Here is a 22,393-nt window from a genome sequence, read left to right as displayed (position 1 = left end):
AGCTCGCATGTCTCCTGATCTTCTCAAGCTCATCTTCGGCCGGCTCGGCATCGATTCGCTGCCGTTCCACGAGCCGATCCTCGTCGGCACCTTCGCGGTGGTCGCGCTCGGCGGCGTCACTCTGCTCGCTGGCCTCACCTATTTCCGCCTCTGGGGCTATCTCTGGCGCGAGTGGTTCACCACCGTGGATCACAAGCGCATCGGCATCATGTACATGATCCTCGGCATCGTGATGCTGCTGCGCGGTTTCGCCGACGCCCTCATGATGCGCGCGCAGCAGGCGCTCGCGTTCGGCGGCTCCGAAGGCTTCCTCCCCGCCCATCACTACGACCAAGTCTTCACCGCCCACGGCGTGATCATGATCTTCTTCGTGGCGATGCCGCTGGTCACCGGCCTGATGAACTACGTCGTGCCGCTCCAGATCGGTGCGCGCGACGTGTCGTTCCCGTTCCTGAACAATTTCAGCTTCTGGATGACGGTCGGCGGCGCGGTGCTGGTGATGGCCTCGCTGTTCATCGGCGAGTTCGCCCGCACCGGCTGGCTCGCTTATCCGCCGCTCTCGAACATCGGCTACAGTCCTGACGTCGGCGTCGACTATTACATCTGGGCGCTGCAGGTCGCCGGCGTCGGCACGACGTTATCGGGCATCAACCTGATCTGCACCATCGTCAAGCTGCGCTGCCCCGGCATGACGATGATGAAGATGCCGGTGTTCACCTGGACCTCGCTCTGCACCAACGTCCTGATCGTCGCCTCCTTCCCCGTCCTGACCGTCGTGCTCGCGCTGCTCTCGCTCGACCGCTACGTCGGCACCAATTTCTTCACGAACGATTTCGGCGGCAGCGCGATGATGTACGTGAACCTGATCTGGATCTGGGGTCACCCCGAGGTCTACATCCTGGTTCTCCCGGCCTTCGGCATCTTCTCCGAGGTGACGTCGACCTTCTCGGGCAAGCGCCTGTTCGGCTACACCTCGATGGTCTACGCCACGGTCGTCATCACCATCCTGTCGTACCTGGTCTGGCTGCACCACTTCTTCACGATGGGCTCGGGTGCCAGCGTCAACTCGTTCTTCGGCATCACCACGATGATCATCTCGATCCCGACGGGCGCGAAGATGTTCAACTGGCTGTTCACGATGTATCGCGGCCGCATCCGTTACGAGCTGCCGATGCTGTGGACCATCGCCTTCATGCTGACCTTCGTGATCGGCGGCATGACAGGCGTGCTGCTCGCGGTGCCGCCGGCCGACTTCGTGCTGCACAACAGCCTGTTCCTGATCGCGCACTTCCACAACGTGATCATCGGCGGCGTGGTGTTCGGCGCGTTCGCCGGCATCAACTACTGGTTCCCGAAGGCGTTCGGCTTCAAGCTCGATCCGTTCTGGGGCAAGCTGTCGTTCTGGTTCTGGGTCACCGGCTTCTACATGGCCTTCATGCCGCTCTACGTGCTCGGCCTGATGGGCGTGACCCGCCGCCTGCGCGTGTTCGACGATCCGAGCTTGCAGATCTGGTTCGTCGTCGCCGCGATCGGCGCCGGCCTCGTCCTCCTCGGCATCATGTGCATGCTGATGCAGTTCGCGGTCTCCTTCCTCAAGCGCGAGCAGCTCAAGGACGTCACCGGCGATCCCTGGGATGCGCGCACGCTGGAATGGGCGACGTCCTCGCCGCCGCCGGACTACAACTTCGCCTTCACCCCTGTCGTTCACGACAATGACGCGTGGTGGGACATGAAGAAGCGCGGCTATCAGCGTCCGCTCACCGGCTTCAAGCCGATCCACATGCCGAGCAGCACCGGCACCGGCATCATCCTCGCCGGCCTCGCCACCGCGATGGGTTTCGGCCTGATCTGGTACATGTGGTGGCTGGCCGCCTTGAGCTTCATCGCGATGCTCGCCGTCGGGATCGGTCACACCTTCAACTATCACCGCGACTTCGACATTCCGGCTGAAGACGTCATCCGGACCGAGGACGCGCGCACCAAACTGCTCGCCGGAGCCAAGTAAATGACCATCGCTGTCAATCCCACCCAAACCGGCGAGCCGATGTTCTACCTCGCCGACGAACACCCGCATCCGGAAGGCTACAGCACCTCGCTCGGCTTCTGGATCTACCTGATGAGCGACTGCCTCATCTTCGCGATCCTGTTCGCCACCTTCGGCGTGCTCGGCGGCAACTACGCCGCCGGCCCCGCGCCGAAGGACCTGTTCGACCTGAACCTGGTCGCGGTGAACACCTCGATGCTGCTGCTGTCGTCGATCACCTACGGCTTTGCCATGCTGACGATGCAGCAGAACAAGGTCGCCCAGACCCAGATGTGGCTGGCGATCACCGGCCTGTTCGGCCTCGCCTTCATCGGCATCGAGCTCACCGAGTTCGCCCACATGATCCATGAAGGCGCTACCCCTCAGCGCAGCGCCTTCCTGTCCGCGTTCTTCACCCTGGTCGGCACCCACGGCCTGCACGTCTCCTGCGGCCTGATCTGGCTGGTGACGCTGATGGTGCAGGTCTGGAAATTCGGCCTGATCGAGGCCAACCGCCGTCGCCTGATGTGCCTGTCGATGTTCTGGCACTTCCTCGACGTGGTCTGGATCGGCGTCTTCACCTTCGTCTATCTCCTGGGAGTCCTGCGATGAACACCGATACCCACGCAGCCGGCGCGCACGACCATCACCACGGCGACAGCCACGCCCACGGCACGTTCTCGACCTATATGCTCGGCTTCGTGCTCTCGGTCGTGCTGACCGCGATCCCGTTCTGGCTGGTGATGAGCGGCGCGCTGCCGAGCAAGCAGATCACCGCGCTCGTCATCATGGCGTTCGCGGTCGTGCAGATCGTCGTGCACATGATCTACTTCCTGCACATGAACACGACCTCGGAGAACGGCTGGAGCATGATGGCGCTGATCTTCACCATCGTCATGGTGGTGATCGCGCTGTCCGGTTCGCTGTGGGTGATGAACCACCTCAACACCAACATGATGCCGATCCACCAGATGACGGGAATGAAGTGAGCGACACCTGGACCGTGACGAGCAAGGCAGAGGGGACGCGCGGCAAGGCCGCACGGCCCTCCCTGTGGCTCACGGTCCTCTCGCTCGCGGCTTTCGTCCTTCTGATCGCACTCGGCGTCTGGCAGGTCGAGCGCCGCGCCTGGAAGCTGGCGCTGATCGACCGCGTCGAGCAGCGCGTCCACGCCCCAGCGCAGCCGATTCCCGCGCCGGCGTCTTGGCCTGCGGTCACCGCCGCGAACGACGAATACCGGCATGTCAGCCTTGCCGGCCGCTTCCTGCACGACCGCGAGACGCTGGTTCAGGCCGTGACCGAGGAAGGTCCGGGCTATTGGGTGCTGACGCCGCTTCAGCGCGATGACGGCACGCAGGTTTTGGTCAACCGCGGTTTCGTGCCGTCCGAGCAGCGTGACGCATCGACGCGCCAGGGCGGCAATCCCGACGGCAAGGTCGAGATCACCGGCCTCTTGCGCATGAACGAGCCGAAGGGCGGATTCCTCCGGAACAACGTGCCCCAGCACAACCGCTGGTATTCGCGCGATGTCGCCGCGATTGCGGCTGCACGCGGCCTCACCCACGCCGCGCCGTTCTTCGTCGATGCTGACGCCGGATCACAAACCGCTGGCGGGCCGATCGGCGGATTGACCGTGATCAGCTTTCCCAATAACCACCTGATCTACGCGCTGACGTGGTTTGCCCTGGCTTTCATGCTGGCTGGTAAGCTTTTCGTCACATTCGGCGGCGGGCTGTTCCGCCGCAGGCGCTTCGTCCACGAACCGGAAGGCGGGCCCGATGCCGCCGCCCGCAGGACGGGATCAGATGCTGGAACGATCGTCGAACAGGCCTGACGACGCAAAGACTCAGACGCTTGCCGCTAGCGCCGTCACGCTGCAATCGCAGGCGGACGCGCGCGGCGAGCTGATCGGCGCTGCACCGACCGACGATGAGACCAATCGCAAGAACATGGCGCTGCTGATCCAGCTGCGCTGGACCGCCGTGGTCGGCCAGATCGTGACCATCGGCGGCGTGCATTTCTGGCTCGGCATTCCCCTGCCCCTGGAGCGGATGGGCGCGGTGATCGGCGCGCTGGTGCTGCTCAATGTCTCCAGCCTGATCTGGGTGCGCCATCGCGCCGCGGTCTCCAGCAACGAGCTGCTGGTCGCCTTGATGCTCGACGTCGCCGCGCTGACTGCGCAGCTTTACCTCAGCGGCGGTGCCACCAACCCCTTCACCTCGCTGTTCCTGCTCCAGGTGACGCTCGGCGCGGTGCTGCTCGATGCCCGCTCGACCTGGTCGCTGGTCGCACTCACTTGCGCCAGCTTCGTCTGGCTGACGATCGCCTATCGCCCGCTCGACCTGCCGCCGAATCCGCTGAGCGAGACTTATACGCTCACCGTGGCCGGCATGCTGCTCGGATTCGTGCTCAACGCCGTGCTGCTGGTCGTGTTCGTCACCCGCATCAATCGAAACCTGAGGGAGCGCGACGCGCACTTGGCCGCGCTGCGCCAGCATGCGGCCGAGCAGGACCACATCGTCCGCATGGGCCTGCTGGCCTCCGGCGCAGCGCATGAGCTCGGCACGCCGCTGGCCTCGCTCTCGGTGATCCTCAGCGACTGGCGGCGCATGCCCGACCTCGCCGCCGATCAGGAGCTCGCCGAGGATCTCTCGGAGATGGAGACCTCGCTGCAGCGCTGCAAGACCATCGTCACGGGCATTCTCGTCTCGGCCGGCGAAGCGCGCGGCGAAGGCTCCTCGCCGACCACGGTGACGGCGTTCGTCACCGCGCTGGTCGAAGAATGGCGCGACGCGCGCTCGGCGCGCACCCTCTATTTCGTCAACACCTTCGGCGAGGACGTCGCGATCGTCTCCGACATCGCGCTGAAGCAGGTGATCTTCAACGTGCTCGACAACGCCTATGAGGTCTCGCGCGACTGGGTCGAGCTCGTGGCCGAGCGCGAGGGCGACAATCTCGTGCTGGCGATCAGCGATCGCGGCCCGGGCTTCGCGCCGGAGATGCTGGCGCAGCTCGGAAAACCCTATCAGTCGAGCAAGGGCCGCGCCGGCGGTGGGCTCGGCCTGTTCCTGGTGGTGAACGTCGTGCGCAAGCTCGGCGGCAGCGTGACCGCCGAGAACCACAGGAAGCGCGGCGCCACAGTCCGCCTGACGCTGCCGCTCGCAACACTCGCGATCGGAGGCAAGTTTGACACCTGACCGCTCGCTCATCGTCGTCGAGGACGACGCCGGCTTCGCGCGCACGCTGAAACGCTCGTTCGAGCGCCGCGGCTACGAGGTCGTGCTGGCGGCGTCGATCGAAGAGGTGCGGAAAGTGCTGGAGGAGCGCTCCTTCGGCCATGCCGTGGTCGACCTCAAGCTCGGCGGCGCCTCCGGGCTCGCGTGTGTCGAGCTGCTGCATACCCACGATCCGGAGATGCTGATCGTGGTGCTGACAGGCTTTGCCAGCATCTCGACCGCCGTTGAAGCCATCAAGCTCGGCGCCTGCCACTATCTCGCCAAGCCCTCCAACACCGACGACATCGAGGCCGCCTTCAACCGGGCCGAAGGCAATGCCGAGGTTGCCCTCGACACGCGGCCGACCTCGATCAAGACTCTGGAATGGGAACGCATCCACCAGACCCTGATCGAGACGGATTTCAACATCTCGGAAGCGGCTCGGCGGCTTGGCATGCACCGGCGCACGCTGGCAAGGAAGCTCGAGAAGCGTCCGGTGAAGTGAACGGTTCGCCGCGCGGGGGGGAAACACGCACCGGAGCTGATGACCTTGCAGCCATGCATCACTAGACTATTGGATGCGGCGGCTGACGGCCGCCGCTGTGCTGCAGCGGCCCAAGCGAGGAGACTGCCCCGTGACATTGCTCGTCGAGCGCATCGACTCGCCTGCCGCCCTGTCGCCTGCGCGCAGCCAGCGTGATACCGAAACCGTTCAGTTTGCACAGGCGGCGCTCGAGGCCGGCAAGAAGGAGGGCCTGCAACTGGCCGTGCGAGCGCGCTATGTCGCGCTTGCGGCCATCGCGTGCCTGCTGCTGGCCATCAACCCGGCGTGGGAGCAGCTCTACTACGTGGCGTTGCTCGGCCTGTTCGCACTGATCGGATGGGCCCAGGTCAGGGTCGGGCGGGTCGGCGTATCGCGGTCGGAGCTGGCACTGTTGTTCTGCGACCTGGCGCTGCTCACATTCGTCATCGTCGTCCCGAATCCATTCGGCACGACGCACTGGCCGGTCGCGATGCAATATCATTTCGGCAACTTCATCTATTTCTTCGTCCTGCTCGCAGGCGCCACGCTGGCCTATTCCTGGCGAACCGTGATTACGGTCGGAACATGGACGGCAGCGCTCTGGGTGATCGGCGTGGCCTGGGTGTGGTGGCAACCTGATCGCGATCCCGCACTGACCGCCCGCATTGCGGAGGCGGTGGACAGCGATCACAGGCTGTTCGCGCTGATCTCGCCCGATGCGATCGGATTCGGTCTCCGCATCCAGGAGATCGTCGTCTTCCTGATCGTGGCGGGGACGCTGGCGCTCGCGGTCCGTCGCAGCAATGATCTGCTGATCCGGCATGCTGCGGTGGAGCGAGAACGCGGCAATCTTGCGCGCTACTTCTCACCCAATGTCGTCACGGAGTTATCGAAGCACGATGAGCCATTGAAGCAGGTGCGCACCCAGGACGTCGCGGTGCTGTTCGTGGACATCGTCGGCTTCACGGCCTTTGCCGATGTGCGCACACCGGAGGAAGTGGTGCGGACGTTACGCGAATTCCACGGATTGATGGAGCAGGAGGTTTTCCGCCACGACGGCACATTGGACAAATATCTGGGCGACGGATTGATGGCGACATTCGGCACGCCCTTCGCAGGCGCGCGCGATGCCAGCAACGCGCTGCGCTGCGCCCAGGCCATGATCGCGGCGGCGGACGGCTGGAACGCCCAGCGAGCGGCGTCCAGTGAACCACCGATGCGCGTCGGCTTTGGCTTGCATTACGGGCCGGTGGTGCTCGGCGACATCGGGCACACCTGTCTGGAATTTGCCGTGATTGGCGCGACCGTCAATGCGGCAAGCCGACTGGAGGGGCTGACGCGCACGCTCGACTGCGCGCTGGTGGCAAGCAACGATCTCGTCAGTCGCGCCAGGCTCGAGCTCGGCAGCGCAGCCGAGACGTTTGCATCGCTGGTCGCCGTCGATCCCCAAGTGATCCGCGGTCTCGAGCGGCCGATCGCGATCTGGACCCAGCCGCGCGCGACGCCGTAAAGCGAGGCCAGACCGCCACTGGATCACGCCTCCAAACAAAAAAGCCCGGCCAAACGGCCGGGCTTTTGAACTGTTGCGATCGACGCGACGGGATGTTTACGCGGCCTCGTCGGCAACGGTGGTATCGTCGCCATCCGTATCGTCGGTATCGCCCTCGGCATCGCTCTCGCCTTCGCCATCGGCAGCTTCCGCCTTGGCGTTGGTGCGGCGCGGGCTCTTGGCGAGCTGGGCCTCGATCTCCTTGACCGCTTCGGTCTCGGTCGAGTGCTGCACCACCGCGATCTCGCGGGAAAGACGATCGAGCGCCGCTTCATAGAGCTGGCGTTCGCTGTAGGACTGCTCCGGCTGCGACTCCGAGCGGTAGAGGTCGCGCACGACTTCCGCGATCGCGACGATGTCGCCCGAGTTGATCTTCGCTTCGTATTCCTGGGCGCGGCGCGACCACATGGTGCGCTTGACGCGGGCGCGGCCCTTGAGCGTCTCCAGCGCCTTCTTGACCAGCGCGGGCTCGGACAGCTTGCGCATGCCGACATTGGCGACCTTGGCGGTCGGAACACGGAGCGTCATCTTGTCCTTGATGAAGTTGATGACGAACAGCTCGAGCTTTGCGCCGGCGATCTCCTGCTCCTCGATGGCCAGGATCTGGCCGACGCCGTGAGCGGGATAGACCACGAATTCGTTGGCCTTGAAGCCCTGACGCTGGGTCACGACCTTCTTTTCCTCGACCTTCGGCGCAGCGGGCTTCACGGCCGGCTTGGCGGCAGCGACGGGAGCCTTGGCAGGCGCAGCAGCAACGGGGGCCTTCGGCGCGGCGGGCTTGGCAGCGTGAGCCTTAACAGCAGCGGGCTTGGCAGCAGCAGGCTTGGCAACGGTCGCTTTCGCGGCCGGTTTGGCAGACTTGTTAGGCATTGCGCTTCTTTTGTTCTTCGAGGACTTTGCAGCCGGCGCCTTCGTCGCGGTCCGACCCTTGGATGCGCTACGGCTGGCCGCGGCGACTTTTTTGGCCTCCTTATGGGAAGCCCTCGCTGAAGTACTCTTTTTACGCGTTTTCTGTGACACAGCCTGCGCGCGGAAACTGCCACGCCCCTGTTCGACATTTAGGTTTCACGGGAACCCAGAGGGGCCAACGAGGCTGACGGGGTTCGGCTCAATGTGCCCAATATAGCACATTTCCCGCAAAAATCAATGATTTAGGGGCTTTTGTGACTGGTTTTCGGCGCCGACGAAGGTATTAGGGTTAAGTTTGGCCCTGATTCAGTCTCCGGAGCCGGGGTTCGGAGAAAAATATTTCTCGAACTTTCCGTCCATCCCGTCGAACTCCTTGGCGTCGGCGGGTGATTCTTTCTTCTGGGTGATGTTCGGCCAGCTCTTGGCGTAGTCGGCGTTGACCTGGAGCCACTTTTCGAGGCCCGGTTCCGTGTCCGGCTTGATGGCGTCGGCGGGGCATTCCGGCTCGCACACGCCGCAATCGATGCATTCGTCCGGATGGATGACGAGCATGTTGTCACCCTCGTAGAAACAATCGACCGGGCAGACCTCGACGCAGTCGGTGTACTTGCACTTGATGCAGTTTTCAGTGACGACGTAAGTCATCCAACGCTCCGAAAAGCTCTTTTAGAAGTCGCGGCTTGCCTAGCGCGGATGGCCCGGCGCCGCAAGGTCGGGAAGGCTCGATCATGACGGCTTTATGTGTTTGATCGACCAAGAAATGAATTCAAAGCGCAATTAATTGCGCTGAGAACCTGGATTGCCTTCGCTCAGTTCCTCGTAGAGGACACGGGCCGAGGCGGCATCGCCGCGGCGCTCGTTGAAGCCGGTGACTTTCAACACGCGCACGGTGCGATCGAGCGCGATGGTGAGGACATCACCGAGCTTGATCGCATGGCCCGGCGATGTCTCGCGGGTACCGTTGACGCGGACGTGGCCGGACTCGACGAGCTCGGCCGCGGAGGTGCGCGCCTTCACCACCCGCGCGTGCCACAGCCATTTGTCGATGCGCTGCCGCTCGGTCGTGGCTCTATTCCTTATGGCGCGTTTTCTTCACGCGAACCGCTCCGCACTTCGCTTGAAAACGCTATCCTACTCCTTCCGCCCCGACAGCTGCTCCTTCAGCGCGGCGAGTTTGGCGAAGGGCGAGTTCGGATCCATGGGACGATCGCGCTCGCGCGGGTTGGCGCTCGAGGCGTAGGGGCGCAGCGAGGGACCGGACTCGCGATCGCGACGATCGCGGCCCTTGTCGCGGTCGCGGCCGCCACGGTGCTCGCGCTCGCCCGGCTTGCCCTTGTTGCGATCGCGGTCACGATCGCGATCCTTGCCCTCGAAGCGGCGGTTGTTGTCGTTGCGCTGCTCGCGGCGCTCGCCACCGCCTTCCTCGCGGCCCTTGCGGAAATCCCTGCCATCCCGGCGATGACCGCCGCCGTGACGCTGGCGCTCGCCAGGCTTGGCGCCATCGGCGGCTTCGCCGGCCGTCGCCTCCGCGGGCGCGCTGCCGGCTTCAGCACCAGCCTGCGAACGCGGCTGGTTGTGATGGCGCTGGTGGCGATGGCGCTCGTGGCGCGGCTTGCGGTCCTCGTGACGGCCGCCGGGACGCCAGACCTCGACCAGCTCGGGCTCGGCGGGCGCAGCCGCGGCCTCGACAGGCGCGGCAGCATCGGGCGATGCGGCGGCTTCGGTTGCAGCGGTCTCGGCAGGCGCGGCTTCGAGGCCGGCAGCCTCCGCAGGCGTAGCGGTTTCTTCCGCCGGCGGTGCGATGCCGGGAGCATCCTCGGGCGTGACGGGCGCCTCGGGAGAAGCTTCGAGCGCCGGCTCTTCCTGGGCGGGCTCGTCGTGCTGCTCCATGCCGGGCGCGTCTTCAACGGTGACGGCTTCGGCGGACACGGCCGCCTCTTCAGGCAAGCCTGCAACGGCTTCTGCGGCCGTCTCGGTCGAGGTCTCCGCGCGGCCCTCGGCGGGCGGCGTCTCGGCCGCGACCGTCTCCGCAGCAGGCGCTGCCGGCTTCACCGGCAGCGGCGGACGCTTCTCCATGCGATAGCCGAGCGCACGCAGCACCGAGGCAAAGTCTTCGCCTGCCGAGCCGGTGAGCGAGGTCATCGCCTGCGTCACCACAAAGCTGCGGCCGTCGAATGCGCCGGCGGGCTTTTCGCCGGGCGAGTTCTCGCGCCAGGCCAGCGCCGGGCGGATCAGATCAGCGAGACGCTCCAGGATGTCGACGCGTACGGCGCGCTCGCCGGCCTGCTTGTAGCCGAGCACGCGATAGGCATCGCGCGGCAGCTGCTTGTCGACCGGGAACGAGGTGCGGCCGGACGAAGCCAGATGCTGCGCGCCCGAGAGCGAGGACAGATCGACATTGTCCTGCTTCAGCGCCCACAACAGCGCAGCGAGCGCACGCGCGGCGGGCTTCAAGAGGCCGGGGAAATAGATGTGATAGGCGCCGAAGCGGACGCCGTATTTGCGCAAGGTCGCGCGCGAGGGCTGGTCGAGATCCTTCAGCTCGTTGGCGATCTTCGGACGCTCCAAAACGCCGAGCGCCTCGACCAGCTGATAGGCGATGCCGCGGGCAATGCCGGTGACATCCTCGGCCTTCGACAGCTCGAACATCGGCCCGAGCAGCTTCTCGATATGCGTTTTGAGCCAGAGCTCGAGCCGGGCCTGCACCTTCTCGCGGGGGCCGCCGGTGAGGCGCTCGTCGGAGATGATGCGGATGCGCGGATGCAGCGCGTCGTCTGCGGCAGACAGCCGCGCCACGGCATCGCCGGTCCAGCGGATCATGCCCTCCGAGGTCAGCACGAACTGGTCGTCCGGCGCGTTGCCCAGTTTTTCGGCGCGCGCATTGATCTCGCCGGCGAGCACCGCTTGCGCTGCAGCCTGCAAGGCTTTCGCATCGGAGCCGGCCTCCGCCGCATCCGGTGCAAAGGTGAAGCCATCGAGGCGGCCGATGACATGGCCTTCGACGATGACTTCGCCGGTCTTGCCGATTTCAGTATTCAAGCTCGTGTTCTCCCGCAGGCGGCGCATCAATACACTGGTCCGACGATCAACGAAACGCTCAGTCAAGCGTTCATGGAGCGCATCCGATAATTTATTTTCGACCTCGCGGGCGATCCCCTGCCAGCGTTCGGGGTCTTTCAGCCAGTCCGGGCGGTTGGCGACGAAGGTCCAGGTGCGGATCTGCGCGATCCGGGCCGACAGCGTGTCGATGTCGCCGTCGATGCGGTCGGCCTGGTCGACCTGGGCCGCGAACCAGGAATCGGGGATGCAGCCCTTCCGCATCAGGAAGCCGTAGAGCGTGGTCACGAGCTCGGCATGGGCGGCCGGCGACAGCTTTCGGTAATCCGGGACCTGGCAGGCCTCCCAGAGCCGCTCCACGGCGGCCTTGCCATGCGCGATATCGCGCACCTCGACGTCGCGGGCGGCATGGTCGAGCACGCGCATGTCCTCGGCGACGGGAGCGCGCGTCAGCGCCTCATGGCCGGGGGCCAAATTCAGGGACACCTGGAGCGCGCCGAGCGAGGAGAAATCCAGCTTCGCGTTGCGCCATTGCAGCACCTTCACGGCATCGAAGGTGTGGTTCTGCAGCGCGTTGACGAGCTCGGGCTCGAACGGCGCGCAGCGCCCTGTCGTACCAAAAGTGCCGTTGCGCGTGGCACGTCCGGCGCGGCCGGCGATCTGCGCGAATTCGGCCGGCGTCAGGCGGCGGAACTGGTAGCCGTCGAATTTGCGGTCGGAGGCGAAGGCGACGTGGTCGACATCGAGATTGAGGCCCATGCCGACGGCGTCGGTGGCGACGAGGTAATCGACGTCACCGTTCTGGAACATCGCCACCTGTGCGTTTCTGGTGCGCGGCGAGAGCGAGCCCAGCACGACGGCCGCGCCGCCATGCTGGCGGCGGATCAGCTCGGCGATGGCGTAGACCTCGTCGGCCGAGAAGGCGACAATCGCAGTACGGCGCGGCTGGCGCGTGATCTTGCGGTCGCCGGCAAATTCGAGGCTGGACAGGCGCGGCCGCGTAATCATGGAGACGCCCGGCAACAGGCGCTCGATGATCGGGCGCATCGTGGCGGCGCCTAACAGCAGCGTCTCGTCGCGGCCGCGACGGTTGAGGATGCGGTCGGTGAAGACGTGGCCGCGTTCGAGATCGGAGGCGATCTGGACCTCGTCGACCGCGAGGAAGGAGACGTCGATATCGCGCGGCATCGCCTCGACAGTGGAGACCCAATAGCGCGGGTTCTTCGGCTTGATCTTCTCCTCGCCCGTGACCAGCGCGACGCTCTCGATACCCGCGCGATCGGCGATCTTGTTGTAGACCTCGCGCGCGAGCAGGCGCAGCGGCAGGCCGATCATGCCGGAGGGATGCGCCAGCATCCGCTCGATGGCGAGATGGGTCTTGCCGGTGTTGGTCGGCCCGAGCACCGCGGTGACGCCCGCGCCGGCTGCGCGCTCGGAAGCGAAGAGGGATGGAGAGAAGGGCATGTCTGGGGGATTAGGTAATGGCGATTTGGGCGAATGTCAGTGCTGGATGGGGCGTGTTGGGGGCTCCGAAGTGTCAGCTATGTCTCCGAACGCTGCGCTGCGCGGCCAGCATCCCTCTGTCATGCCCCGGCTCGACCGGGGCATCCAGTACGCCGTGGCCTGTCTGCTCCACCACATCCGCCTCGGCGTACTGGATCGCCCGGTCAAGCCGGGCGATGACACCGTGGGTGTGGAAGCCGCCTCCCCGAACCTCGCGCAACTGTCTCACTTTGCGACGCTTTTCCCGTTCTCTTTAAGCTTCGGAACGACTCTAGAACGAATCGCGGCCGAATCGCTGACTCCCCATTGGGTCCTGTTACGTTCACGCAACATGTCGCGGGACTCGTTTTGCGTGTGCACTAGATGGAGTTTTGGGGTGTCGCACAAGCGACGATTTGAGGACGGAAAGGCTTAAGTTGGGGACGAGCCTGAGTCGAATCAGAATCGGGGAGGAGTCAAATGGATTCCCGGTTCTCGATGCTCCGAAACAAAAAGCGCGAAAACAACCCCATGCACAGTAGAAACGCCTGCCGCCGGAAGAGCGAAGTGACGGCGGGTAAGACATTGAAGACGCAAGTTAAACTACGCTGATCGTCATTCCGGGGCGCGACGCAGTCGCGAGCCCGGAATCCATCAGGCCGCAGTGTTTGTCGCCCGATGGATTCCGGGCTCGCGCCAAGAGGCGCGCCCCGGAATGACGGCGGTGAGCAGCGGGGCTTACTGTGTCTTCGCCACCCTCGGCGGCTGGGGCGAGGTGACGAAGCTGGTGGCTTCCAGCATCGCAGGCCCGAGCGGCGTCGGCACCTTCAGCCAGAACGGGACCAGGATGCGCGTGCCCGCGACGGGGGCAAACGCGATCTCGATGTTGCGCTGGGCGGCGAGGTATTTGATCACGGGGCGATCGGGGATGTAGCCGGCGACGGGGACGAAATAGAGCGCGCAGACCACGACCGGGCCTCTGTACCCCTTCTCCGCCTTCACCGTCTCCATCCGCTTGAAATCGAGTTTCAAGTCGTAGCGCATGCGGCCGTCGAACACGGGTGCGCCGTTGTGGCAGGCGTCCGGCGTCACGGGGTCGCCGGTGCCGGGCACGCGCAACAGCGAGGCCGTCATCGGGTCCCAGACGCCGCGGCGATGCGCGTCGGTGACGACGATGCGGTCCGGATCGACCGGCGGCTCCGGCACGATGCCGAACTCCTTCACATTGCCCTTGTCGAGGGTGATGCGGATCTCTTCGGTCTTCTTCGAGGTGGTGGTGGAGGCCTGGTAGCCGGTCGCAACCAGCGCACCATTGACGACGCGGCCCTGCGAGGCGCCGGTGCCGGACCCGCCCGCGAACGACTTCAAAAGCCCCGTGGTGCCGCCACTGGCCGCAGCCGCGAACACGTCGTCGCCGATATCGATGTTCCAGGCGCCCTTGCCGACCGGAATGCCGGCCAGCGTCGCCTCATATTGCGCCTCGAGCTTGCCCTGCGCCGCCACCGGCTCGGCGCCCCACGCGAGCGCGAACCCGCAAAGGGTCGCGAAGGCCAGCCGGCGAGCCGAGCGCGGCCGGGACGCAAGTCGGGAAGTTCTGGGCACGAAACGATCCAATCGGGGCGCGACGGTTGTTACTTAAGCCAAAAACCGCGGCAGACAATGCGTCCGGGCATCTCCAGCCTGGAACCTGGGGGGACTTTTCCAGTCCGATTACGCCCTTTATGTGATGGTAAGGGGTTTCAATCATTGCCGTTTTGGTGATCGGGGCGCGTCAGGGGCGCGCACCCTCTCACCACCCATTCAGTCGTCATGCCCCGCGAAGGCGGGGCATCCAGTACGCCGCAGCTTCTCGGTTCCAGCCGCGCCGCCGGTGGAATACTGGATCGCCCGGTCAAGCCGGGCGATGACACCGTGGTGGGGCAGAGCGCCCCCCAAAACCCCGCCCAAATCCTTGACTACCCGTCCCTTCCCCCTATACGTCCGCCCGCTCCCTGCAAGGACAGAGAATTTGCCCCTGTGGCGCCCCGAATGGCGGCCGCAACTCATTGGGGGCTCGAACCAAGGATAATGCCATGTCTCGCCGCTGCGAACTGACGGCCAAGGGCCCCCTCGTCGGCCACAAGGTCAGCCACTCCAACATCAAGACCAAGCGCCGCTTCCTGCCGAACCTCGTCAACGTGACGTTCATCTCGGAAGCCCTGGAGCGCAACGTGCGCCTGCGCGTCTCCACCAACGCGGTGAAGAGCGTCGACCACAATGGCGGCCTCGACGCCTTCCTGCTCAAGGCCAATGCCGACGCCCTGTCGCCGCGCGCCCTGGAGCTGAAGCGCGCCATCCAGAAGAAGGTCGGCGACACCGCGCCGGCGAAGAAGGCGAGCTAAGGAATTCAGACAGGGCGGGGGCTAAGTTGCGTCGCGTGGCGGAGGCTTAGCCAGTCGAGTTTTGCATTGCGGCCGGATCGAAAGATCCGGCCGTTTTTGTTTTTTTGCGACTAAAGGATTGCGCCACTCGGCTGGGTTGTACCACTCTTCCAATCATGTAAATGTTTGATGACGTGGGGGAGGAGGGCCGCGTGTCGGATGCGGTTCAAGTTTGGAATCCGGACGACTGGGAAACGTTTGCGCTGGGCCTGTTGCAGAGCAGGCACGGTCCGCTCAACGTGCATAAGATCCCTGCTGCTCATAAAGGGGATCTCGGCATCGACTACATCTGCATATCCGAGCTAGTTGCTTATCAATGCTATGCAGTTCGAGAGCCTATCGACATTGCAACTCGGGCGGATCGGCAGAAGACGAAGATCACAATCGATACGGGAAAGTTGGTCTCGAACTCGACGGACATTTCAAAGTTATTTCTAGGCAACAAAATCAAGCACTGGATTCTCTTGGCACCTTTGCACGACAGCAGAGAAGTCAACCTTCACTGTGCAAAGAAAACTACCGAGCTTCGAAAGCTAAGCTGCGCCCATCTCGATGCCGACTTTGAAGTCGGCATTCATGACCGGGACTCGTTTGCGACCAAGGCCGTCGCCGCAGGCATGATCGCGCTGCATACAATACGCTTGAACGTTCCGCCTCCAACCCCAGAGGAATTGAATCACTGGCAAGCAGGATCGGCGGACCTTGTCGCCAACGCAACGCACAAGCTAGCCAAACGAGCGGGCTCTAAGGGAGTCCAGGACGCCGTTTCGGAAGCTGCAAAATCATTTCTTCAAGGCCGTTCCGTGTTGGATGCGCTACGTTCTAGCTCGCCAGATTTACATGAACAAATTATCTCCGCAGTGGCGAACCAAGCTAAAAGGTTGGGCTTTGCAGGGCCGAGGGGTGGCCCGACGCCAACCGCGATCCTCAATACCGAAATCGATAGCTTGATCAGTTCCATCGCGACTGCGGCGCCGAACCTTTCGAATGATCTCGTTCAGGATATCGCCTTAGGGACGATCTCCGAGTGGATAATGCGGTGCCCTTTGGACTTCTAGCGCGATGCCTTTTGAGACCCAATTAAGAAAGCTGTTCGACGCTCCGTTCTCATTCAACTCCAGACCGGAGCCGATCGCTGGCGACCTAAGGATGTCTTGGGGCATCTCCGTACTCCTGTTAAGCCTGCTCTACAGCCGAGAGAAAAAAGCGAGTTTCCAGAAGCTTCAGTTCTTGGCGCATTCCGTGCGAATAGCCGAGGGGCGTGACGATGTAAGAGCGCTACTTCGTGCGGAGCTTCGTCCATCGGACATCTCAGTCCGAGTGGAGCCTTGGTTGAATAGAGCAATTTCGTACGCGTATGCGCTTGGTCTCGTTTCAGTGGACAAGGGCAAGATCGTCTCACTGACCAACAGAGGCGTGGAGGTTACTGACGAAATTAGAAAGAGCGGCGCGCTCGCGGAAGAGAGTGTTTTCCTGAATGAGGTCGCCTCAAAAGTTACAGACGCCTTGCTCCGAAGAATTTGGCGAATGGAGGATCTGCTCTGATGCTGCGCCTCAGACACCTACGGCTACGTGCCGAAACCTCGGCCGGCCCATACGGTGCCGATCTTGCTTTTGGCGATGGATTAACAGTGATCTGGGCCGACAACACCAAGGGCAAATCAACGTGCATGCAAGCGATGCTTTACGTCCTGGGCATGGAGCGAATGCTTAGCCCTCGACGCGAAATACCCTTGCCCCATGCGATGACCAACTACGTCGAGGATGACGACAAAAAACGACATACTATCCTCGAATCCACAGTTGCACTCGAAATCGAGAACGGGGCGGGCCAGATAATTACAGTTTACCGCCCGGTAAAATCTCAACGCGACAACCGCCTAGTAACGGTTGATTTTGGTCCTACATTGACGAATTCGAATGCGAAGGCGCTCCGAAGGAACTTCTTCGTTAGTGATCCCGGCGCGGCCTCGCGGGAGGATGGGTTTCATCATTTCCTAGAAAATTTCATAGGATGGGAGCTTCCGACAGTTAAGCGATATGACGCGCCCGATGGCAAATTGTACTTGGAAACAATTTTCCCCCTGTTTTGGGTCGAACAAAAGATAGGTTGGTCGTCTATACCGGCAGCAATTCCTACATATTTGCGTATCCGCGAAGTTCACAAGCGAGCAGTCGAGTTCATTATGGATCTTGACGTCTATCGTCTCGAACTTCGCCGTCAGCAACTCGCGGAGCAGCTCACCGCTAACGCGCACGAATGGCGAGCTCGTCTAGAAGAGGCAGAAAGAAGCGTTCGTCGCGGCGGCGGGAGAATTGAAGCGCTTCCTCCTAAGCAGACCTCAATTCCCGATGAATTGAACCAAGCCCATGTACTAATCGCCGAAACTACAGAATGGCTACCACTGAACATTCTCATGTCCCAACTGAGGGCCCGTGCAGCGGCGCTGAGCAATGCCTCCGTTCCGGAGGTAGGAACTTCGGCGGACAAGTTGGCCGAAGAACTGGGCCAGGCGAGTCAAAGAGCAGATGATCTAAACGCTATAAGACTTTCGGCCTACAGCGCCAAACAGCTCAAAGATGCAGACATCTCCTCCTTGGCCCGTCGAATAAAATCTCTCGAAGACGACCTGCAGAAGAATCTCGATGTTCAGAAGCTTCAGCGCTTTTCCGGCAGCTTAGTTGAAATCACTCCCGACCACTGCCCCACTTGCGAGCAGGCATTGATCGACACCCTGCTAAGACAAGAGGCACTCTCTGCGGTGATGCCCATTGAAGACAATATCGAATATCTCCGTTCTGAGCTTCGAATGTTCAGAGATATTCTTGCTCGAGAGCAAGAAGCCGTTATCGCATTGAATCGGGACATTGAGGTATCAGACAAAGAGTTGACTGAGCTCTACGCCCGCATCCGCTCACTTCGAACTGATTTGGTGTCACCTAACACCTCGCCATCACTTGTAGCCATAGAAGAGCGCATCCGCACGGAGGGTCGCCTCCGCGAGCTAGAGGAAATGGAAACGGCCTTCCAAAATATGATCGATCGACTCAAAGCAATTTCTCAAGAATATGCAAGGTTGCTGGCCGAACAGGCATCTCTGCCACGCGAAAAACTTAGTCAGACCGACAGTATCAAACTGTCTCGGCTAACTCGAATCGTGCGAGAGCAGACAAAACAATTTGGATTTAGCACATTTGATCCTGACGAGGTTAGCATCTCTGACGACAGCTACCGACCGCAAAAGGAAGGCTTCGAGATCGGATTTGAAACGTCCGCGAGCGATGCGATACGACTTAAATGGGCCTATCAACTAGGCCTACTTGAGCTCGCCAGTTTGGAGAAAACAAATCATTCCGACCTACTTGTATTTGACGAACCAAGGCAACAATCCTCCGCAAGAGTTAGCTTCCAAAAGCTTCTTGAACGGGCTTCGTCCGCAAAAGCACGAGGGCAACAGGTCATCTTTTCGACGAGTGAGGATCTAACGGTATTGAAAGGCATCATCGCAGGCTTGGATTGCGAAGCGCTTATCTTTCCCGGCTATCTGATCAAACCACTCCATTCTCCATCGTCATGACCACACCTGAAGTAGGCGAAGCCGCGGACTTGGACCCGTACGCGGGTGATCCTTTCTTTAAGCGGCACACTGACCCGACCTGGAACGCTTGCATAGGCGAACAGGGCGACGAGGAGAATTATCTAGACGGCTACATCGATGCCGCTCTCCAACTTTCGCGTCTCGTCATAGAGCAAAAGCTGTTCGCGAAGCGCGATACGCTAGTTCTGCCCATTCTGTACACTGCTCGGCACGCCCTCGAACTAGCGCTGAAATTTTCAACGGGTCATCTCGAAAAGGCTGAATTGCTCCAAAAGCCGGCAGGGCGTCCCTCGCACAACATCCGCGAATACTGGGAAAGACTTGACCGTGCAGCAATCGGGGACGAAGTCATCTCAAGAAAGCTCTCTGAGCTAAAGCCCTTTATCGATAGCCTCTCGCGGATCGATCGAGACGGCCAAGAACTTCGATATCATCTAAATCAGTTCAGCGATCCAAGCCTCTCATCTTACTCACTTGCAAACCTTGAAATCATCCAGGCAAGTCTCGTCGAGCTGTCGGAAATTATTGAGGTCTTGAAGAACCGCATTGTTTCCTTCGTCGACGAACGTCACAGTGGCCTTTTCACAAATCGCTGTTCGCGGCGCGACCTCGTGACAATTGCGCAGCTAATGCCGAGAAGAGAATCTTGGTCCACCAGCTTGTTCGACACACAGAAAGCCGTGGTGATCAAGCGATTTAATTTATCCAACCGACAATTCTGCGAAGCTTTGAACGTTATCCAGACTGCGCGTGAGACTAAAGCCATCCTCGGAATGGAAACCAAGTTACTTCACCTCACTGACGACGAGATTCTTTGGATAGTTGAGCAGTGGAGGCGAATCCATCCGAAGGCGCAACAAGGGGAAGCGGCGTTGCCTAGCTTCATTGACCGCGCGTGGATCAAACAGATGAAAGAAAAGCAAAAGGTTCGGAGCGAAGTTATTTCGACGGTGCAAGAAAAGATCTCTGGCGCCAAGCTAGCTGAAATTGAGGCAATCTTCTATTTGGGGCGAGATGGCGTTTATCCAGAGGACTACGAGCCGTTTATCGAGAAGAAGCAGGAGGAGCATGCCGCTGCGAACGATGCGCAGTCAGAGATTGTTCACCTCATGACAAAGACGAACTTCCTCCACTCGGTGACGATTGCAACACGCAAGCTTGGACGACTGTCACTAACGACTAAGCTAGCCCTTATGTAAGTCCGTGCCTGCCTTCTCTCATTTGAATCAGCCGTTTGCTAATGAAATTGGCAATGCTCTCCCATTTTCCGCTATACTCGCCCGGTAGCATCATCCGAGGGGTATACCGGGAGCACGCGCACGGTTCCGACCGCACGGCCGAGCCGAAAAACCTCATCATCTGCTGTGACGGCACCGGCAACGAGATCTCGGAAAACATCTCCAACGTCCTGAAGCTCTATCGCTGCCTGCGCAGGACCGGCAGGACGCAGCCGCGTCAGATGGAGTTCTGCGATCCCGGGGTCGGCACGGTGACGGGCACCCGTAAACACCACTGCGCGCCCGTTAACCGTCCGTTAACCAACGCAGCCTAGCCTGCTGTAACCGTCCAGCCATCATTAGCTCGAAATGCCTTCCCGGCTCGCTCCAGGAGAAGTGCCGATGTGCGTTGCGTTGTTGACGTATGCCGATCTGGGTGCCCACCTCAAGATCTCGCGCGAGGCCGCGCGTTCGCTGGCGCGACGCCGCCGGTGGCCGCGCTCGCAGTCGGATGACGGCAAGGCCCTGATCAGCGTTGATTTGTCCGAGCTTCGCTACACGCCCCGCCCGCGACGTGCCCGCGAGGTGGGCCATATCGATGCCGCCACGGCGAAGATCGAGGCGTTGGAGCCAGACGCGTTTTCCTTGCGCGAACCGGCATCCACTTCGCTCGAAAACGCTATGGAGATCGAGGCCCTCAAGGCGGAGGTCGCGCGGCTCGAAGACGTCGCAACCGCCTACAGGGCCGTGTTCGAGCGCGAGCGTGAGCGCGCCGATCGGCTGGCCGCCGAGCTGATGCAGGCGGCGGCCGAGACGGCGGCAGCCAATGCGTGGGCGGCACGACTGGAAGACGAAGTGGCGGAGTTACGGACCGGTCGCCGCCCTGGCGGCGGGATCGCGGGACAGGCCGCGCATCGATTGGGACATCTGGCCGCTTCGATCGTGCAAGCAGACCGCGCGGCGCGCAGGTAGCACTTGAACCTTTCCCCATTCCCGGCCGCCGGAGCAACCGCGAGGACAGAATGACTGGCATCACCGACATCCGCGAGATGAAAGCCCGCATCGTCGTGTTCGGCGTCGGCGGCGCCGGCGGCAACGCCGTCAACAACATGATCACGGCCGGGCTGCAAGGGGTCGAGTTCGTCGTCGCCAATACCGACGCGCAGGCGCTTGCCATGTCGAAGGCGACGCGCCTGATCCAGCTCGGCACCAACGTCACCGCAGGCCTCGGCGCCGGCTCGCAGCCCGAACTCGGACGCGCCGCAGCCGAGGAGGTCATCGATACGATCCGCGAGCATCTGACCGGCGCGCACATGGTGTTCGTGACGGCCGGCATGGGCGGCGGCACCGGTACCGGGGCTGCACCGATCATCGCCAGGACCGCGCGCGAGCTCGGCATCCTCACCATCGGCGTCGTCACCAAGCCGTTCTACTTCGAGGGCCAGCGCCGCATGCGCTTTGCCGAAGCCGGCATCGAGGAACTGCTGAAGACGGTCGACACCCTCCTGATCATCCCGAACCAGAATCTGTTCCGCGTCGCCAGCGCGAAGACCACGTTCGCCGATGCCTTTGCCCTTGCCGACCAGGTGCTCTATTCGGGCGTGGCCTGCATCAGCGACCTCATCGTCAAGGAAGGCCTGATCAATCTCGATTTCGCCGACGTTCTCTCCGTGATGCGCGAGAAGGGCAAGGCCATGATGGGACGGGGCGAGGCGTCCGGCGAGAAACGCGTGCTCGCGGCCGCCGTGGCGGCCATCTCCAATCCATTGATCGAGAACCCCTCGATCAAGCGCGCCAGCGGCCTCATCATCTCCATCACCGGCGGCAAGGATCTCATGCTGTACGAGGTCGACGAAGCCGCCACCCGGATTCGCGACGAGGCCGATCCGGACGCCAACATCATCGTCGGCGCCTCGTTCGATGAAAGCCTCGAAGGCATCGTCCGCGTCTCGGTGGTGGCGACCGGGATCGACAATGTCGACCCGGCGCAGCAGGCGCCCGCGGTGGAAACCGCGCTCACGCAGCTTGCCGGCCGGCTGCGCAACGACAGCCGCCGCATCGCCGATCGCATCGAGCGCAGTGCGACCCTGCCGCAGGTGGAAAGCCCGCCGCTCCGCCCGCAGCCGCATAACCCCGTGGGGCCACCGGCAAGGCCGAATCCGGACTATGCGCGCCAGGCGGCTCAGCAATCGCTCGATCCCTACGGCCGATCATCCCCGCGCAATATGGCCGACGAAAGCATTCTCGACATCCCCGCCTTCCTGCGCCGCGCCGCCAACTGAGCGGCAGCCCAACAAGACAATAAGTCGTCATCCCGGGGCGCGACGAAGTCGCGAGCCCGGGATCCATAACCACCATCGTGAGTATGGATTCCGGGCTCGCGCCAAGAGGCGCGCCCC

At 62.4% G+C, this 22,393-nt stretch carries 20 protein-coding genes and 1 pseudogene; 16 read left to right on the top strand and 5 right to left on the bottom strand.

The window, feature by feature from the left end:
* The first annotated feature begins 7 nt into the window (after window positions 1-7).
* The 7 genes from cyoB (at window position 8) to QA642_RS03220 (ending at window position 7,271) form a co-directional block, all read left to right on the top strand.
* A complete protein-coding gene (gene cyoB, locus QA642_RS03250; RefSeq protein WP_283083363.1) occupies window positions 8-2,005 on the top strand; it encodes a cytochrome o ubiquinol oxidase subunit I in 1,998 nt (665 codons plus the stop codon).
* Window positions 2,006-2,635 (top strand): cytochrome o ubiquinol oxidase subunit III, encoded by a 630-nt coding sequence (cyoC, locus tag QA642_RS03245; RefSeq protein WP_027565013.1) that lies wholly within the window; start codon window positions 2,006-2,008, stop codon window positions 2,633-2,635.
* A complete protein-coding gene (cyoD, locus tag QA642_RS03240) occupies window positions 2,632-3,012 on the top strand; it encodes a cytochrome o ubiquinol oxidase subunit IV (protein WP_283083362.1) in 381 nt (126 codons plus the stop codon). The genes cyoC and cyoD overlap by 4 nt, the downstream gene beginning before the upstream one ends.
* Window positions 3,009-3,857, top strand: a complete 849-nt coding sequence (locus QA642_RS03235; protein WP_283083361.1) for an SURF1 family protein — start codon at window positions 3,009-3,011, stop codon at window positions 3,855-3,857. The genes cyoD and QA642_RS03235 overlap by 4 nt, the downstream gene beginning before the upstream one ends.
* Window positions 3,829-5,220, top strand: a complete 1,392-nt coding sequence (locus tag QA642_RS03230; protein ID WP_283083360.1) for an ATP-binding protein — start codon at window positions 3,829-3,831, stop codon at window positions 5,218-5,220. The genes QA642_RS03235 and QA642_RS03230 overlap by 29 nt, the downstream gene beginning before the upstream one ends.
* Window positions 5,210-5,743 (top strand): response regulator transcription factor, encoded by a 534-nt coding sequence (locus QA642_RS03225; RefSeq protein WP_027565016.1) that lies wholly within the window; start codon window positions 5,210-5,212, stop codon window positions 5,741-5,743. Before QA642_RS03230 ends, QA642_RS03225 begins: the two co-directional genes overlap by 11 nt.
* A gap of 130 nt (window positions 5,744-5,873) precedes the next feature.
* A complete protein-coding gene (locus QA642_RS03220) occupies window positions 5,874-7,271 on the top strand; it encodes an adenylate/guanylate cyclase domain-containing protein (RefSeq protein WP_283083359.1) in 1,398 nt (465 codons plus the stop codon).
* Window positions 7,272-7,367: 96 nt separating this feature from the next.
* Here QA642_RS03220 and QA642_RS03215 read toward each other — a convergent pair whose 3' ends face one another.
* From QA642_RS03215 to QA642_RS03200, 4 genes are all read right to left on the bottom strand, one after another.
* Complete coding sequence (locus tag QA642_RS03215; protein WP_283083358.1) at window positions 7,368-8,180, bottom strand: CarD family transcriptional regulator; 813 nt, start codon at window positions 8,178-8,180, stop codon at window positions 7,368-7,370.
* Window positions 8,181-8,525: 345 nt separating this feature from the next.
* Complete coding sequence (fdxA, locus tag QA642_RS03210; RefSeq protein ID WP_025033361.1) at window positions 8,526-8,864, bottom strand: ferredoxin FdxA; 339 nt, start codon at window positions 8,862-8,864, stop codon at window positions 8,526-8,528.
* A 132-nt stretch (window positions 8,865-8,996) separates the two neighbouring features.
* Window positions 8,997-9,239 (bottom strand): S4 domain-containing protein, encoded by a 243-nt coding sequence (locus QA642_RS03205; protein WP_283083357.1) that lies wholly within the window; start codon window positions 9,237-9,239, stop codon window positions 8,997-8,999.
* Between the two features lie 111 nt (window positions 9,240-9,350).
* Window positions 9,351-12,740 (bottom strand): helicase-related protein, encoded by a 3,390-nt coding sequence (locus tag QA642_RS03200; protein ID WP_283083356.1) that lies wholly within the window; start codon window positions 12,738-12,740, stop codon window positions 9,351-9,353.
* A gap of 121 nt (window positions 12,741-12,861) precedes the next feature.
* Between QA642_RS03200 and QA642_RS03195 the strand changes: the two genes are divergently transcribed.
* Window positions 12,862-13,194, top strand: a complete 333-nt coding sequence (locus QA642_RS03195; RefSeq protein ID WP_283083355.1) for a hypothetical protein — start codon at window positions 12,862-12,864, stop codon at window positions 13,192-13,194.
* Between the two features lie 302 nt (window positions 13,195-13,496).
* Here the strand turns inward: QA642_RS03195 and QA642_RS03190 are convergent, their stop codons facing one another.
* On the bottom strand, window positions 13,497-14,312 hold the full coding sequence (locus QA642_RS03190; RefSeq protein ID WP_283087142.1) for a DUF3108 domain-containing protein: 816 nt from the start codon (window positions 14,310-14,312) through the stop codon (window positions 13,497-13,499).
* Between the two features lie 518 nt (window positions 14,313-14,830).
* On the opposite strand from QA642_RS03190, the gene rpmB reads away from it, so the two are divergent.
* The 8 genes and pseudogenes from rpmB (at window position 14,831) to ftsZ (ending at window position 22,276) form a co-directional block, all read left to right on the top strand.
* Entirely contained in the window at window positions 14,831-15,139 is a 309-nt protein-coding gene (gene rpmB / locus QA642_RS03185; protein WP_092220416.1) for a 50S ribosomal protein L28, read from the top strand.
* Between the two features lie 191 nt (window positions 15,140-15,330).
* Complete coding sequence (locus QA642_RS03180) at window positions 15,331-16,236, top strand: hypothetical protein (RefSeq protein ID WP_283083354.1); 906 nt, start codon at window positions 15,331-15,333, stop codon at window positions 16,234-16,236.
* A gap of 4 nt (window positions 16,237-16,240) precedes the next feature.
* On the top strand, window positions 16,241-16,723 hold the full coding sequence (locus tag QA642_RS03175; protein ID WP_283083353.1) for a hypothetical protein: 483 nt from the start codon (window positions 16,241-16,243) through the stop codon (window positions 16,721-16,723).
* Entirely contained in the window at window positions 16,723-18,756 is a 2,034-nt protein-coding gene (locus QA642_RS03170) for a hypothetical protein (RefSeq protein ID WP_283083352.1), read from the top strand. The genes QA642_RS03175 and QA642_RS03170 overlap by 1 nt, the downstream gene beginning before the upstream one ends.
* Entirely contained in the window at window positions 18,753-19,976 is a 1,224-nt protein-coding gene (locus QA642_RS03165) for a hypothetical protein (RefSeq protein ID WP_283083351.1), read from the top strand. Before QA642_RS03170 ends, QA642_RS03165 begins: the two co-directional genes overlap by 4 nt.
* Before the next feature lie 92 nt (window positions 19,977-20,068).
* Window positions 20,069-20,272: pseudogene (locus tag QA642_RS03160) on the top strand (DUF2235 domain-containing protein); the annotation flags it as partial.
* 124 nt (window positions 20,273-20,396) lie between these two features.
* Window positions 20,397-20,966 carry a hypothetical protein gene (locus QA642_RS03155; RefSeq protein WP_283083350.1) on the top strand — a complete coding sequence of 190 codons (570 nt, stop codon included), beginning with the start codon at window positions 20,397-20,399 and terminating at the stop codon, window positions 20,964-20,966.
* A gap of 50 nt (window positions 20,967-21,016) precedes the next feature.
* Window positions 21,017-22,276, top strand: coding sequence for a cell division protein FtsZ (gene ftsZ / locus QA642_RS03150; protein ID WP_283083349.1), 1,260 nt, complete (start codon window positions 21,017-21,019; stop codon window positions 22,274-22,276).
* The last annotated feature ends 117 nt before the right edge of the window (window positions 22,277-22,393 follow it).

The sequence above is a fragment of the Bradyrhizobium sp. CB2312 genome, from assembly GCF_029714425.1.
Taxonomy (GTDB): domain Bacteria; phylum Pseudomonadota; class Alphaproteobacteria; order Rhizobiales; family Xanthobacteraceae; genus Bradyrhizobium.
The sequence above is the reverse complement of the archived record's forward strand: the minus strand, read 5'-3'. Positions and strand labels throughout refer to the sequence as shown.